This is a genomic window from Aequorivita sp. IT1183 (assembly GCF_058068265.1).
In genome coordinates, this window is the sequence record NZ_JBYRHS010000004.1 from 423,462 (window position 1) to 437,648 (window position 14,187).

At 35.8% G+C, this 14,187-nt stretch carries 12 protein-coding genes; 5 read left to right on the forward strand and 7 right to left on the reverse strand.

Annotated features, from left to right (window positions below):
- The first annotated feature begins 173 nt into the window (after nucleotides 1-173).
- Both AC3RVF_RS10255 and AC3RVF_RS10260 read left to right on the forward strand, forming a co-directional pair.
- Nucleotides 174-1,283: a glycosyltransferase gene (locus AC3RVF_RS10255; RefSeq protein WP_489693324.1), complete on the forward strand. Its 1,110-nt coding sequence runs from the start codon at nucleotides 174-176 to the stop codon at nucleotides 1,281-1,283.
- Nucleotides 1,270-1,689, forward strand: a complete 420-nt coding sequence (locus AC3RVF_RS10260) for a sugar 3,4-ketoisomerase (protein WP_489693325.1) — start codon at nucleotides 1,270-1,272, stop codon at nucleotides 1,687-1,689. The genes AC3RVF_RS10255 and AC3RVF_RS10260 overlap by 14 nt, the downstream gene beginning before the upstream one ends.
- On the opposite strand, the gene AC3RVF_RS10265 is transcribed toward AC3RVF_RS10260, so the two are convergent.
- Genes AC3RVF_RS10265 through AC3RVF_RS10275 form a run of 3 tightly spaced genes read right to left on the reverse strand, consistent with a single transcriptional unit; the run spans nucleotide 1,672 to nucleotide 4,211 of the window.
- Nucleotides 1,672-2,598, reverse strand: coding sequence for a glycosyltransferase family 2 protein (locus AC3RVF_RS10265; protein ID WP_489693326.1), 927 nt, complete (start codon nucleotides 2,596-2,598; stop codon nucleotides 1,672-1,674). The two genes, AC3RVF_RS10260 and AC3RVF_RS10265, sit on opposite strands and share 18 nt — an antisense overlap.
- 12 nt (nucleotides 2,599-2,610) lie before the next feature.
- The gene (locus AC3RVF_RS10270; protein ID WP_489693327.1) at nucleotides 2,611-3,489 is read right to left on the reverse strand and encodes a glycosyltransferase; all 879 of its coding nucleotides are present in this window, start codon (nucleotides 3,487-3,489) and stop codon (nucleotides 2,611-2,613) included.
- The gene (locus AC3RVF_RS10275) at nucleotides 3,486-4,211 is read right to left on the reverse strand and encodes a class I SAM-dependent methyltransferase (protein ID WP_489693328.1); all 726 of its coding nucleotides are present in this window, start codon (nucleotides 4,209-4,211) and stop codon (nucleotides 3,486-3,488) included. Before AC3RVF_RS10275 ends, AC3RVF_RS10270 begins: the two co-directional genes overlap by 4 nt.
- Nucleotides 4,212-4,332: 121 nt before the next feature.
- Here AC3RVF_RS10275 and AC3RVF_RS10280 point away from each other — a divergent pair, with 121 nt between their 5' ends.
- Nucleotides 4,333-5,967 carry a S8 family peptidase gene (locus AC3RVF_RS10280; protein WP_489693329.1) on the forward strand — a complete coding sequence of 545 codons (1,635 nt, stop codon included), beginning with the start codon at nucleotides 4,333-4,335 and terminating at the stop codon, nucleotides 5,965-5,967.
- Between the two features lie 46 nt (nucleotides 5,968-6,013).
- Here the strand turns inward: AC3RVF_RS10280 and AC3RVF_RS10285 are convergent, their stop codons facing one another.
- The 4 genes from AC3RVF_RS10285 to AC3RVF_RS10300 all read right to left on the reverse strand — a co-directional run bounded on the left by AC3RVF_RS10285 (nucleotide 6,014) and on the right by AC3RVF_RS10300 (nucleotide 9,110).
- Complete coding sequence (locus tag AC3RVF_RS10285) at nucleotides 6,014-6,697, reverse strand: cell division ATP-binding protein FtsE (protein WP_489691556.1); 684 nt, start codon at nucleotides 6,695-6,697, stop codon at nucleotides 6,014-6,016.
- Nucleotides 6,648-8,015, reverse strand: a complete 1,368-nt coding sequence (locus tag AC3RVF_RS10290) for a hypothetical protein (RefSeq protein ID WP_489693330.1) — start codon at nucleotides 8,013-8,015, stop codon at nucleotides 6,648-6,650. The genes AC3RVF_RS10285 and AC3RVF_RS10290 overlap by 50 nt, the downstream gene beginning before the upstream one ends.
- Nucleotides 8,012-8,488 carry a hypothetical protein gene (locus AC3RVF_RS10295; protein ID WP_489691558.1) on the reverse strand — a complete coding sequence of 159 codons (477 nt, stop codon included), beginning with the start codon at nucleotides 8,486-8,488 and terminating at the stop codon, nucleotides 8,012-8,014. The genes AC3RVF_RS10290 and AC3RVF_RS10295 overlap by 4 nt, the downstream gene beginning before the upstream one ends.
- A 70-nt stretch (nucleotides 8,489-8,558) precedes the next feature.
- A complete protein-coding gene (locus AC3RVF_RS10300) occupies nucleotides 8,559-9,110 on the reverse strand; it encodes a transposase (RefSeq protein WP_489693331.1) in 552 nt (183 codons plus the stop codon).
- A gap of 216 nt (nucleotides 9,111-9,326) precedes the next feature.
- Between AC3RVF_RS10300 and AC3RVF_RS10305 the strand changes: the two genes are divergently transcribed.
- Both AC3RVF_RS10305 and AC3RVF_RS10310 read left to right on the forward strand, forming a co-directional pair.
- Complete coding sequence (locus tag AC3RVF_RS10305) at nucleotides 9,327-12,341, forward strand: tetratricopeptide repeat protein (RefSeq protein WP_489693332.1); 3,015 nt, start codon at nucleotides 9,327-9,329, stop codon at nucleotides 12,339-12,341.
- A 97-nt stretch (nucleotides 12,342-12,438) separates the two neighbouring features.
- On the forward strand, nucleotides 12,439-14,175 hold the full coding sequence (locus AC3RVF_RS10310; protein WP_489691561.1) for a porin family protein: 1,737 nt from the start codon (nucleotides 12,439-12,441) through the stop codon (nucleotides 14,173-14,175).
- The last annotated feature ends 12 nt before the right edge of the window (nucleotides 14,176-14,187 follow it).

The following is a 14,187-nucleotide window of genomic DNA, read 5'->3' on the forward strand; positions in this document are numbered from 1 at the left end:
TTATTTTACCACAAACGGCACCAAGACTTTACGCAAAGTTCACAAAGATTTCTTTGCGAGCTCCGCACTTTTGCGGTGAAAAGTTTGTCGTTAATTTTTTCGTGCACCAGATTAAAAGTATTCTTATAAACCTATATTTGCCCTGTGCAACCAAAAATACACAAATAAAAACGATGGCAACTGAAAAGAAATTCAAAGTGTGCCTAGTTTCAATTTCGCTTGCAAAAGGCGGGTTGGAGCGGTCTTGCGCAATGCTTTCTCAAATGTTGGAAACGCAAGGTCACGAAGTGCATTTGGTAGTTTTAAATGATGAAATTGATTATCCATTTAGCGGAAAATTGCTCAATTTGGGTAAGCTGAAAACTGAAAAAGATACGTTGGTAAAACGGTTGCTCAGATTTCGAAAATTTCGCAATTATCTGAAAACCGAAAATTTTGATGTTGTTATCGATCACCGACCAAAGAATAATCTGGAGCGCGAATTATTTTATTCCAAATTTATTTATCGTGAAATCAATAAAATATATGTCGTTCACAGCTCTAAAAAGACAGAATACTTAACTGAAAATCCTAGCGCATTTTCAAAAATCTGTCGAAAAAATATTTTGAATGTTGCTGTATCTGAATACATTGAAAGGGAAATTTTAAGAAAAGAAGGAATCGAAAATTCCGCAACAATCCATAACGCATTTGACCCATCTTGGGAAAATGATAGCAGCGAATTACCCGAAATACTTCAAAATAAAAAATACATACTTTCTTACGGAAGGTTGGATGATTCTATAAAAGATTTCTCGTTTTTAATTGAGGCTTTTTCGCAATCCAAAGTTTGGCAAAAGGGCGTAAATCTTGTTATTTTGGGCGATGGGGAGGATAAGAAAATGCTTCAAAAGTTGGTGAATTCTAAAGAATGTTCAAATCAAATTATCTTTTTACCATTCACAAAAACTCCTTTTCAAATAATAAAAAATGCGCATTGCGTAACCTTAACGAGCAAATACGAAGGTTTCCCGATGGTGCTTGTAGAATCACTTTCTTTAGGGACTCCGGTGGTTTCGTTGGATATAATTTCAGGGCCTTCGGAAATAATACAACACCAAAAAAACGGCTTGTTGATTGCCGAAAGAAGTTTACCTTTATTTTCTGAAGCGCTCCAAAGCATTTGTTTTGATGAAACACTTTATAAAAAATTAAAGAAGAATACAAAACCTTCCGTAGAAAAATTTTCAATGCAACACATTTCCGAAAAATGGAATCAAACTTTACAGCATGCAATACGTTGATTTAGATAAAATTGAACTTAAAGAAATCCCCAAAATAAGCGATCCGGACGGTCGTGGAAACCTTTCGGTGGTTGAAAAGAATTTTCTTCCATTTGTTATAAAACGGGTTTATTATTTGTACGATGTTCCAAGTTCTTCTACCCGCGGAGGTCACGCTCACAAGGAGCTACAGCAATTTTTAATTGCGTTAAGTGGGAGTTTCGACGTGGTTTTGGACAATGGAATAAAGCGAAGAACTATAATTTTGAATAGACCAGACAGAGGATTGTTAATTCCGAATGGCGTTTGGCGAGAGTTAGAAACTTTCTCTTCCGGAGCTGTTTGTTTATCGTTGGTTAGCGCAGAATATAACGAAGATGATTATATCCGCGAATACGACGAATTCAAGCTATTTAAAAGTACCTAATCGCAGCCCTAATTTCTCGAGTCCGTTTTTGGTTTTCAACATATATTTCAAAATAGTTTTATTTTGCTTCAATAAGAACTGTTGCTTTTTACCGAGATTGCTCTGATCTATTTTTCTGAAATTTTTCTGAAATGCTTCTTCATCACCTTCCATTTTCGCAAAAATACAAAGCGAATATCTATTTAAATCCAGAAACTTTTTAAGAGCAGGGTTGTACTCTTCGAATGGTTCGTACGATTCAAAATTTGCTTTTTCGTCAAGTTTTCGTACGCTTTTAAATAAACCGTTTTCTCTAACTGCGTATGTAGCGCAAACTTTCGGGCTAAAAACAACTTTATATTTCAGGCCTATTCGCACATACAAATCTGTGTCTTCGCCGCTTTTTATTGTTGAGTCGTACCAACCTACTTTCTCGAACACTTCTTTTTTTATAACAGTTGACGAACTGTGCAAAACCGAGTCTATTTGGCTTGCTTCAAAATAATCTACGAGCACGGCATCTTTGCCAATGGTTTTGATGGAATAACTATTTTGAAAAGTTTTTCCGTTACGCTTAATTTCGGCGGCGGTGGCAAAAACGGATTCGTTCGGAAACTCTGTTAACAACCTATTTTGTTCTTCCAAATAGAATGGATACCAATAATCGTCTGCGTCTAAAAGGGCTATGTTTTCGTGCTTTGCTTTTTCAATTGCTGCGTTTCGGGCTGCGGCAGCGCCTTGGTTTTTTTGTGAAAAATAACAAATCCGCGGATCTTTGAATTTTAAGATTTCGGCTTCACTATTATCTGTGGAGCCGTCGTTTATAATAACGATTTCAAAATTAGTAATTGTTTGAGCCAAGACACTTTTTAAAGTATCACCAATGTACTTTTCTTTGTTAAATACCGATATGACTACAGAAAACTTCATTTTTTTAATTTTTTACAAACTGAGGTAATATCCCAATCTATAGATGTCGAAGATAATTAATGATGGTTGAGACGACAAAAGGTTTTGCTCCATAATGCCGCGAAAAGTTTTGTAAAATACAGCCGACACACTTTTCAATTTATAATTTTTTAGCGTTTGAGCTTTTTTAGAAAGTGCTGTTTGATCAAAGTTTATGAGACCTTGAGAAACAAAGCTATGTAGACTTTCAACAGATTCTCTTGATTTTCTAAGAAATATCTCGCTGCTCTCCAATCCAAGATGGATTACGGGATTATCAATGTGTGTAACATTTACATTTTTTGCTTTAGCGTCTAAAGCGAAAAGTGTGTCTTCGTGTCTTAAATTAGGTATTTCTTCGTTGAATGCTAATTTGGAAAAAACTGATTTTTTTATCAGAAAATTTAAAGTCAGAAATCGTAAATGTGGCTGTTTTTGTCTTTCCAAAACAGGCAAAGCTTCTCGCTTTTGGCCGTAGTGCCAGCGCAATGTTTCTGATTTTGCGGGAGGATCGGCTTGGTAAAGGATTCCGCCATATATTATCTCAGTATCTTTTTGAATTGCGGCAATATAATTTTGAAGAAAATCTTCTTTTATCACTTCGGTATCTGCATCTAGAAAAAGTAGATTTTCGTATTTCGCGTTTTTCGCCAAAAGATTCCGAATTGCACTTCTGCCAATATTGTTCTTCAATATTTGGAAAGAGGCATTTTTTAAGCTATTTATATTTTCGTTAGCCGCAACGGGGTTTGGCGAACAGTCGTCGTAAACATTGATTTCAAAGTCGATCGCCAGTTTTATAGCCTGACTATGCAATGATTCAACCAACGGAAATACATTGTAATTATATGTGGGAATTAGGATTGAAATCATTTTTTTGCAATTAGTATAGTTTCTTCCATAAACCCGTAACGCTCGTTTGCAGAAAAAGTTTTGATTTCAACATTTTGGAAACCGTTTTCTTTAAGTCTTTTTTGTAATCCATCCACAGAATAAACGCGCACATGGTCTTCTTGCCCGAAAGCTTCCAGCCGCTCTATTGGTGACTTTTTTGAAAAATCTTCGTAAATAGTACCTTCTTTAAAAGGGGTTTGGATAATACAAGTTCCATCCACTTTCAAAACTCGAAACAATTCTTCCATGGCTTTTTTATCGTCCTCGATATGCTCTAAAATATGATAGCATATTATCAAGTCGAAAAAATTATCTTCCAACGGAATTTTGGTGATATCGTAATTGTATTCAGCAATAAATTCATCTTCGTAATCGGTGCTGAAATAATTTATGTTTGGGTTTTTCTTTAGTAATCTGTAAACACTTCGCGAAGGCGAAAAATGAAGCACTTTTCCGTGAAGTAAGTTCTTTTCAATTAGGAGTGAATAAAGTCTTCGGGTTCGCGAACGGCTTCCGCAAAAGGGGCAGAGTAGATCGGCAGGTATTTCAATAAAGCTTTTAACACCCTTTCCGCATACGGGACACTCGTGGGTTTTTCCGCGTAAGTGAAATGCAAAAATGGAGCGAAAAAACACATCGTGTTTAAAAAGAATTTTCTTCGGAACTAACGAAAGTGCTACTTTTTTAAGTGTTTGATACATGCCGCTAAAATACAGCAAACTTTTTTGGATGCGGAATATTTCTTATTAGAAATGCCTCGTAAAGTTTCAATATTTCTTCAATTTTCTAAAAAAGAAGTATCTTGTGTGAAAAGAATTTTAAGTGCGTATAACTCTCCTATTTTCTCTAATTTTTCTCATTGCATTTTCAGCAAATGCGCAGCCTGATGCTTGGTTTTATCTGCGTGCACGCGATACGGCATTCGTGCCAAAGTTTGAAAAAGAAGATGAGTTTTTAATTTATAAAGGCAACGATGCCAGGTTAAAAGCCGCTTTACGAAATTATAAAATCAAGAGTTTCAAAAAAACGTGGAAGCACGCCAAGAAGGAAAATCTGAAAAAGACATTTTTTGTAATTGCCAATAATGAAGCAATGATGACAGATTTGCTGCAAAATGCTTCTCATCTTTTTGAATTTGGCGAATTGATAGCCGAGGAAGACAAAAAAATATTTGAGCCAAATGATTATGGCTTGACTAGTACGATAGGTGAAAATTTAGGCGCGCAAGTAAACCTCGACTATCTGGATGTGATGGGCGTGCCAAAAGCTTGGTATTATACAACAGGTTCTCGCGATGTTATTGTTGGGATTTCAGACGGTTCCGTGCCCCCTGACGACAAAGAATTTGCAGGAAAAAGCAAGGTTATTCAAGAGTCATATTTGGCAAAAGGTCACGGTATTTCGGTAGCTGAATCTGCTGCAGGACAAGGGAATAACGCTTACGGAATTGCAGGAGTTTGTTACGATTGCAGTATTTATTCTACAAATTACCGCCATTTTGATAGTTTAGAACAGTTGGTGGAGCTTTCTAAATTGGGCGTGAAAGTAATTAATTGCAGTTGGGGACTTACACACTATTATGAAACAGCACAACAAGCCATTTATGAAATGCTGGAAAATGGAACTGTAGTGGTTGCCATCGGCCATAACCCATCTTATATTAAAACCCACGGAAAGAAATTTTACTATCCCGCATCTTATGATGGAGTAATCGCGGTTAGTTCAGCTTCGCACCGTTATGAGAATTTTGAGGAAAACATACAAATAGAAGAAGACAAAGGATTGTATTATGTGAAAAACATCCGCAATTATGTTGGGCTTACTGCAGGTTTTAAAAATAATGATACTACACAAGTTCCGCATATGTATCCTATTAGTATCCGAAACTTGAACAGTGCAATTGATATTGTAGCGCCTTCAAGTGGAATATTTAGATACAGTGAACTCTCACTGCGGGATAAAATAGACGTGAGTGAATTTAATCAAACTTCGGGGGTGGCTCCATTGGTAACGGGAAGTGTAGCACTTATGTTTTCACTTTATCCGTGTCTTCCTGCCGAACAAGTGGAGAGCATCATAAAACTAACTTCTACGAACATTGACGATGTAGAGCCCAATAAACCTTACGCAGGAATGTACGGCGCGGGAATGCTAAATACAGGTCGTGCAGTGAAAATGGTGTTTGATATGTTTGCTGAAAAAGAACCAGTTAGAATCGAAAATCAGCGTTTTAGCCGCTGGGATTTTAAACTAAATGCTATTTCGGAAGTAATGATCCAAAATCAAGAATTTACGGAAAACGCTACTTTGAATTTAACTTCGAAAAAGAGAATAATTATTTCAAAAAATACGGTTTTAAAACCCAATGCTTTGGGTAAAATTCATCTGAAAATAGACCCTTCACTAACAAAAGATTGCGAATTACAACTTCGGGATCCGAGTATTTTGGAAGATTAGTTCTTTGATTGGACTTTTTGGCTCACGACTTTTTTCAATTAAAGAGCTAAACTGTTTTTTGAACTACTTCAAAAATTTGGTTTTCGTCGCATTTTAATGTTTTGGAAGGATATTTCAATAGTAAAGCGTAATCGTGCGTTGCCATTAAAATAGTGTTTCCATTTTTATTTATTTCGCGCAAAACCTCCATTACTTCTACACTTGTTTGCGGATCGAGGTTACCAGTTGGCTCATCTGCAAGAATCAATTCTGGGTCATTTAAAAGTGCTCGAGCAATTGCCACGCGTTGTTGTTCGCCACCCGAAAGTTGGTAGGGATATTTAAACGCTTTTGTTTTCATATCTACCTTAGACAAAACGTCGTTAATTTTACTTTCCATTGCGGGCTTATCTTTCCAGCCAGTTGCAGTAAGTACAAAAAGTAAGTTGTTGTGAACGGTGCGATCATTCAGTAATTTAAAATCCTGAAAGACTACGCCTAATTTTCTACGTAAAAACGGGATGTCTTTTTCTTTTAAGGTTGCAAGATCATAACCCACAATATTTCCTTCGCCTTCTCGAAGCGGCAAATCGCCATAGAGGGTTTTCATAAAACTACTTTTCCCAGTTCCTGTTTTCCCGATTAGGTAAACAAATTCACCTTTATCAACCCGCACGCTAACGTCGGAGAGCACCAAGTTATCAGTTTGATAAATGGCTGCGTTTTTTAATTCTAAAACTGTCTGGGACATATTTTTTATTGTTTAGGTAAAATTGAACTACAACTATAAGTATTAATGGGAAAAATGGCATTGAAAAGCGGGAGTTACCTCCAAAGACAACCAAAGCTTGACCGAGCGATGCCCCCAAAATTAGTAAAACACAGAAGAATTCAAAAGTAAATAGCCATTTTCTATTACGTATTCTTTCATAAAAATGAAATGCACATATTATTAAAAAAAGTATTTTCAGTAAAATAATGATTGGCGTCATTATAAACAGCCAAAATCCTGCTAAAACCCACTTAATTTCTTTGATTGAGAATGAATCGTAATCCCACATTATGCCTGTTCCCCAAAAGTCTATCCAAGATAATGAGACTCTTTTTATGTATGCTAGCTTATTATTTTTTAATAAATCGTCGTTCATTGGTTTAAGTAGCTGAGAAAAATCTGCCACTGAAATAGAGTCTTTTCTTTCCAATTCTGCAAAAACATGCCAAATAGCCATTGCAGGATCTTTGCCAATAATAATCAGTGAATCTCTTTTCCGAACGTGTAAATCTCTAAGATCGGCGTATTTAGCATCTGCATTTTCGGCAAAGAACACAGTTGTTTGGGCTATAGTTATCCCTGAGTATGCTGTAATGGCTTTGTATCCGGTATGTTTTTCGTTGAAAGAACTCCAGGATATATAAAAAAGGAAAGCTGGAAGACATAAAAGAATTACACTAATAGCATTGTGAAATATTCCTCTTCGGAAGTTTAAAACCAAATAATAAAAGGCAATAAACGGTGGAAGAATTACAAACATAGGTCGCACAATAAGTGCCAATGTTGCCGCTAAACCTATCAGTAAAATATTGAGGTAACTTAGCCGCTGCGCGAAAAAACCAGTTTTAAACAAAACCCAAACGCAAAACACCAAACTAAACAGGGTGAGGTATTCTGTAAGAATTGCACGTTCGTAAAAAAGAAGATGCATAAAAACAGAAGGAATAAGTCCAACAAAAAGTGAAAAATTTATGTTTCTGCTATTCTTATAAAAAATATAAAAAAGCATAAAAGAAGTCAGTATCCCCAGTATGTTTTGATAAAAGGCGGTAATTGGTACAGAGAGATTTGCTAAAAATATTAAGAACGGATATCCAGGAGTACGCGTGCCATTATAGTTGGTGAAATCACAGTTTTTAATCATTTCGGCGATGGTTATATAACCGCCAGAATCATTAAAAATACTTATGTGCCCATTATAAAGTACGTACACTAAAACCCGCGCCAATACTCCAAAAACGAAAAGAAAAGTATAGGGATGGTTTTTAGCCCATTCCCACGTTTTTTTTAAAATCATTTATTTGAAGTTTGAACGAATTTTTTCAGCGCGTCAATTTCCTTTTGCTGCTGAAGTGTATAAAGCGTCAATTCTTCAATTTTTTGAAGTAAAAGGAGATTCATTTCTTTTAACGAAATTCCTTGCTGTTGCATTTCTTCGGCGGAAGGTATATTTGGTAAATGATTGTTTTCTTTTAAAAATACTTCCAATTCTTCCAACGAAATTAAGTTGTATTCAGGCATGGCTTCCGAAAAACCATTGAAATAGCTTTCAAAAACAAAATCGGGTGCTAATACACCATTCAAATCTACCAAAACTTCCTGCGTGTGTATTTTTCCTTTTACGGTTAAAAGTTCGTCGGGAAAATTGGTTCCGATACCAATTTTTCCGTCTTTTTCGGTAAGGTTATTAAATGGGTTACGCTGGGCCGTTGCGGAAAAACAAAATAGCAGGACAGTTATTATAAAGACTGTAGTTATGATTCTTTTCATGACAATTAAATTTTTATAAAAATAGGTGATATTTATGGATTAGGACATTTTTGATTTTTCAGTTAGGGTATTAATTATGGAATTTATCCTCTTTCCAATTTTGTGGATTTTTTTTAATATAATTTTCAATACGGTTATATTGCCCATGGTTCCGAATAATAACATCATAAAACCCTGCCTGCCAACCATTTTCTATTTGTAAACGATTGGCATGTCGCGTGACCGCCGATTTATAGGAACCCACGATTGATGAAATGGTATTTTTCCCCTGATTTTGGAATCGATTTTTGCCCGTTGTGCCCCGTAGAGGCAAGGCATGCCTTGCCTCTGCAGCATCATCGTCATCAGGTTTATCAATCAATAAAATACCGTGGATATGGTTGGGCATAACAACAAATTCACCCAATGAAATGTGGGTTGAATGATTTGTAATTTCGAGCCATAACATATCCACAATAATCCCTAACGGTGAAATTACCCTCTTCCCATTGTTTATTTCGCCAAAAAAATGATTTCTATTTTTGGTGCAAATTGTTATAAAATAGGCGCCGTTCCATCCGTAATCCCACCATTGTGCACGAATGGATTCAATTCTATATTTTCCTTTGAATTTTTTCATCATCAATTGATTTTCAAATCATTGAAAAAAAAATTTAATTATTAAAAATAAATAATATTCCTATATAAATTTGAAATGTAATTTATTGCTAATTGTGCCGTTATGATACCGAGAAATTCACCGAAAAATCATTCGTTAATAAAACCTTAAAAAATTACAGTATCGTATAAAGCTACCTTTAAAGTTAAATACCTTTACACCACAAAAAAACTGTAACAAATGGTTAAGAATTTCCTTGTCTTATCGCTTTTTCTATTCCTTTCATTTTCATCTTTTTCGCAGCAAACTGCGGCCTATACAAACGACCTAGCGGACTTTAATCAGGCGCTAGAACTTTATAATAATGGTCAATATTTAGCTGCCCAAAGTCTTTTCGACAAAATAAAAAGCAGTAGCAACGATGAAACTGTGGAAAGCGATTGCGCTTATTACATCGCCAATGCTGCCGTGCGGTTGAATCAGCAAAATGCTGACAAACTGATGGAAAGTTTTGTAGAAAAATACCCGACGAGTTTAAAACGAAATTCGGCATATATAGATGTGGCGAATTTTTATTTTGAAAACGGAAAATATTCGCACGCTCAAAAATGGTACGATAAAGTTGATGCCAGTAGTTTAAGCCGAAGCGAGCAGGAACGTTTCAATTTTAACAACGGCTACGCTTACTTTAAAGCGAAAAGATACGACGACGCTAAAAGCTATTTTAATAAGGTTTCAAATTCTCAGAAATACGGTTCACAAGCAAAATATTATTTAGGTTTTATTGCTTACGAAGGCGATGATTATGAAGAAGCGAACAAAAATTTCGAAGAAGTAAAAGGCGAAGAGCGCTATTCCGAAGATCTTAGTTATTACCAAGCCGATATGAATTTTAAACTCGGTAACTTCCAAAAAGCTATTGATATGGGGAAGGAGCAGTACAGCAAAAGCAATCCGCAGGAACAAAGTCAGCTTTCAAAAATTATTGGCGAAAGCTATTTTAATCTCAGTCAATATTCAGCAGCAATTCCGTATTTGAAAGATTACAAAGGCACTCGCGGCAAATGGAATAACACAGATTATTATCTATTGGGGTACGCTTATTATAAAGAAGGGGATTTTGAAAGTGCAATTGGCGAGTTCAATAAAATTGTAGACGGAAAGAATGCCGTTGCCCAAAACGCCTATTACCATTTGGCGGAAAGCTATTTAAAATTAGATAAAAAACAGGAAGCTTTAAACGCTTTTAAAAATGCTTCGGAAATGGATTTCAGTCTCGAAATTCAAGAGGACGCATTTTTAAACTATGCAAAGTTGAGTTACGAAATTGGTAACAGCTACAAAAGCACGCCTCAGGTTTTGCTTTCGTTTATTGAAAAATATCCGAATAATGCCAATAACGACGAACTTAAAAAATTGTTGATTGATAGTTACATCACTTCAAAAAATTATAAGGAAGCGTTGGATTTGTTAGAAAACAACAAAAATTTCGCAGATAAAACGGCGTATCAGAAAGTTGCTTTTTATCGCGGGATTGAACTTTATAATGAAGCAGATTACAACCTAGCAATTACTTTTTTCGATAAAAGTTTAAAGGAACCTCAAGACGCTAATTTTACTGCTCGCGCTACATATTGGAAAGCAGAAAGTGATTTTCAGCTTTCAAATTTCGACAAATCGTTGGCTGGTTATAAAAAGTTTGCGCAGATGCCTGGTGCACAAAATACTTCAGAAAATAAAAATTTGAAGTACAACTTAGCTTACAATCAATTTAAACAGAAAAATTACACGGACGCCATAACCAATTTTAAAAGTTATGTGAATTCTTCTTCCGCAGAAAAAGTGCGTAAAAAGGACGCGTATTTGCGTTTGGGCGATAGTTATTTTGTTACTAGCCAGTATTGGCCAGCAATGGAAAACTACAATACCGCTATGGAAATGGGCGGCGACAACGATTATGCGCAATTTCAAAAAGCCATTAGTTATGGTTTTGTGGATAGAAGCGACACCAAAATTGAAGAATTAATTGCATTCATAAAAAAATATCCAAATTCTGTTTACCGCGATGATGCTTTGTATGAATTGGGAAATACATACGTTGCAAAAAATAGAAATAATGAAGCAATCTCGAGCTACGACCAATTGGTTCGCGATATTCCAAACAGCAGTTTTGTTTCAAAAGCATTGCTGAAAAAAGCATTGATTTATGAAAATACAGGAAAAAGTAATGAGGCGTTAGCTATTTTTAAACGAGTTGCGAAAGATTTCCCGTCAACGGCAGAAGCTTTGCAGGCCGTTTCTTCAGCTAAACTTATTTATATAGATCAAGGAAATGTTGACGAATATGCACGTTGGGTAAAAACTTTAGATTACGTGCAAATGGGCGATACGGAACTCGATGATGCAGCTTATTCCGCAGCAGAGCAGCCATATTTAGAAAACAATCAAAAACAAGCGCAGAGCCGTTTTGAAGATTATTTAAGACAATTCCCGAATGGACAACACGCCTTAAATGCGCACTTCTATTTAGGTCAGATTTATTTCGCTGACGGAAAAAGTGATCAAGCCATCCCACATTTTGAAACTGTAGTTAAACGCGAAAGAAGCGAATTTACCGAGCAAGCTTTAGCTCGTGTTTCAGAATTGTATTTAGGCAAAAAGGATTATCAGAACGCATTAAAATACTTAACGCGTTTAGAGGCCGAAGCAGATTTTCCGCAGAACATTATTTTTGCACAGACCAATAGTATGAAAGCTTCGTATGAATTGAAAAGATATGGTGAAGCTGTAAACTATGCCGAAAAAGTACTTCAGAATTCTAAAATTGACAATTCAATAAAAAGTGATGCGCAGGTAATTATTGCCCGTTCTGCAATGAAAACCAATAACGAATCCAAAGCTAAAACCGCCTACGCCGAAGTGCAAAAAATTGCAACCGGCCAACTTGCTGCGGAATCGCTTTATTTTGATGCCTATTTCAAAAATAAGGAAGGAAAGTATGAAGCTTCAAATGCTTCAGTACAGAAATTGGCGAAGGATTATTCTGGTTACAAATTATACGGTGCTAAAGGTTTGGTGCTAATGGCGAAGAATTTTTACGCTTTAAAAGATGCATACCAAGCTTCGTATATTTTGGAAAGTGTAACTAAAAATTTCACCTATTTCCCAGAGGTGGTCGCAGAAGCAAAAGCGGAACTAGCGATAATTAAAAACGCAGAAGCAAAAACTAATTCATCGGTAGAAACCGGAAACTAATCTCAACTTCCTCTGCGTTTTTGCGGTAATTATTCCACCGCAGAGGCGCAAAGAACGCAGAGCAAACTATAAAAAAAATCTATAAAAATTTGAAAATATGTCCATAAAACAAATAGTTTTATTTTCAATTCCAGCCTTATTTCTATTTCATTTTTCGGCTTTTTCACAAGAAAAAGAACTGGACCCTGAAGTGGTGAACATTGTTAAACCATACACTCCCTCAATTTCTGACGCTTTTAAAGTGAAGGAAACGCCATCGTTGAACGATTCTATTTCCACAACAAAAAAAGCTGTGAAATACAGTATTTTCTCTGTGCCAGTAGCTTCAACTTTTACGCCTGCAAAAGGAAAAGCAACTACTGTAGAAAAGGCAAAAGCAATAAAATTGTACGATAATTACGCCACGCTTGGCTTCGGAAATTACACATCTATTTTAGGTGAATTGTATAGCAATTTCGAAATAAGCAGAACGGATAATGCTGGGTTTTTCTTTCGTCACAATTCGTCACAGGGCGATATTAAAGACGTAAAGTTGGATAATAAATATTACGATACAAGTCTTGACGCAAATTATACAAGTCGCCAGCGAGAAGCAACTTATAGGCTTGACGCGGGTGTGGAGCATCAGCTATATAATTGGTACGGGGTGCCGGATGTTATTTTTGCACAAAACCCAAATGTGGATATTGATCCGCAACAAACTTATATAAGTGGTTATGTTGGCGGTAGTATTGCAATTGATGATTCGTTTTTCGAAAAAGGGACTGCAAATATTCGCTATTTGAGCGATGCTTTTTCTTCTTCGGAATTTAACGCCACATTTAAACCCGAGTTTTCGTTTCCTTTAGAAAGTTTGACTTTAAAAATTGATGGCGATGTTGACTATTTAAGCGGAAGTTTTGATAGAAATTATGCAAACAATTCCGATATTAAATACAGTTATTTAAATGCTGGAATAGCTCCGTCAATTGTATTTGTAAATGATGATTTAACCGTTTCGTTGGGTGTTGCAGGATTTATAAGTGTAGATTCTGAGAATAGCGATTCTGAATTTTCACTGTATCCAAAACTTAATCTATCGTACCGATTAATGGACGAAATGGTAATTTTATACGGAGGTGCCGAAGGCGGACTTCAGCAAAATACGTATTATAATTTCAAGGAAGAAAATCCTTTTGTATCGCCTACTTTATATATTCTTCCAACCAAAAATCTCTATGAAGGTTTTGGAGGAATTAAAGGAAAATTGTCCAATTCCGTTGGTTATAACGTAAGAGCTTCCTACGGAAAAGATGAAAACAGAGCGCTTTTTCAAGCCAATGCAATGAATAATCTAAATCCGAATCCGAATTTAGAAGGTTATGAATACAGAAATTCTTTCAACGTAGTTTATGACGACATAAATACCTTGGCTTTTTTCGGGGAATTGAAAGTGGAAATTTCAGATAAATTCTCCTTAGGAATTAATGCAAATTATTACAGTTATAGCACAGATTTGCAAACTGAAGCTTGGAACTTGCCAGATTTAAAGGCTTCAATATTTTCAAATTTCAACATTACTGAAAAATTATACGGTGGGGCTTCATTGTTTTATGTTGGCGAAAGAAAAGATTTAATTTATAATAACAGTCCTTTCAACAGTTCATTCGCTGAGGAAGTAACGCTGGATGGTTACGTAGACGCCAATGTGAATTTTGGGTATAGATTTACCGATAGGCTCTCTGTTTTTGTAAAAGGAAGTAATCTATTTGGCGATAATTACGAAAAATGGATGAATTATCCTGTGCAGGGAATTCAAGGTTTGGCAGGGGCTACCTATAAGTTTGACTGGTAAAAACCCAATAAA

Bases quoted from the DNA above. Each gene is read 5' to 3' on its own strand.
- AC3RVF_RS10255 (WP_489693324.1), top strand. From the start codon at position 174: ATGGCAACTGAAAAGAAATTCAAAGTGTGCCTAGTTTCAATTTCGCTT.
- AC3RVF_RS10260 (WP_489693325.1), top strand. From the start codon at position 1,270: ATGCAATACGTTGATTTAGATAAAATTGAACTTAAAGAAATCCCCAAA.
- AC3RVF_RS10265 (WP_489693326.1), bottom strand. From the start codon at position 2,598: ATGAAGTTTTCTGTAGTCATATCGGTATTTAACAAAGAAAAGTACATT.
- AC3RVF_RS10270 (WP_489693327.1), bottom strand. From the start codon at position 3,489: ATGATTTCAATCCTAATTCCCACATATAATTACAATGTATTTCCGTTG.
- AC3RVF_RS10275 (WP_489693328.1), bottom strand. From the start codon at position 4,211: ATGTATCAAACACTTAAAAAAGTAGCACTTTCGTTAGTTCCGAAGAAA.
- AC3RVF_RS10285 (WP_489691556.1), bottom strand. From the start codon at position 6,697: ATGTCCCAGACAGTTTTAGAATTAAAAAACGCAGCCATTTATCAAACT.
- AC3RVF_RS10290 (WP_489693330.1), bottom strand. From the start codon at position 8,015: ATGATTTTAAAAAAAACGTGGGAATGGGCTAAAAACCATCCCTATACT.
- AC3RVF_RS10295 (WP_489691558.1), bottom strand. From the start codon at position 8,488: ATGAAAAGAATCATAACTACAGTCTTTATAATAACTGTCCTGCTATTT.
- AC3RVF_RS10300 (WP_489693331.1), bottom strand. From the start codon at position 9,110: ATGATGAAAAAATTCAAAGGAAAATATAGAATTGAATCCATTCGTGCA.
- AC3RVF_RS10305 (WP_489693332.1), top strand. From the start codon at position 9,327: ATGGTTAAGAATTTCCTTGTCTTATCGCTTTTTCTATTCCTTTCATTT.
- AC3RVF_RS10310 (WP_489691561.1), top strand. From the start codon at position 12,439: ATGTCCATAAAACAAATAGTTTTATTTTCAATTCCAGCCTTATTTCTA.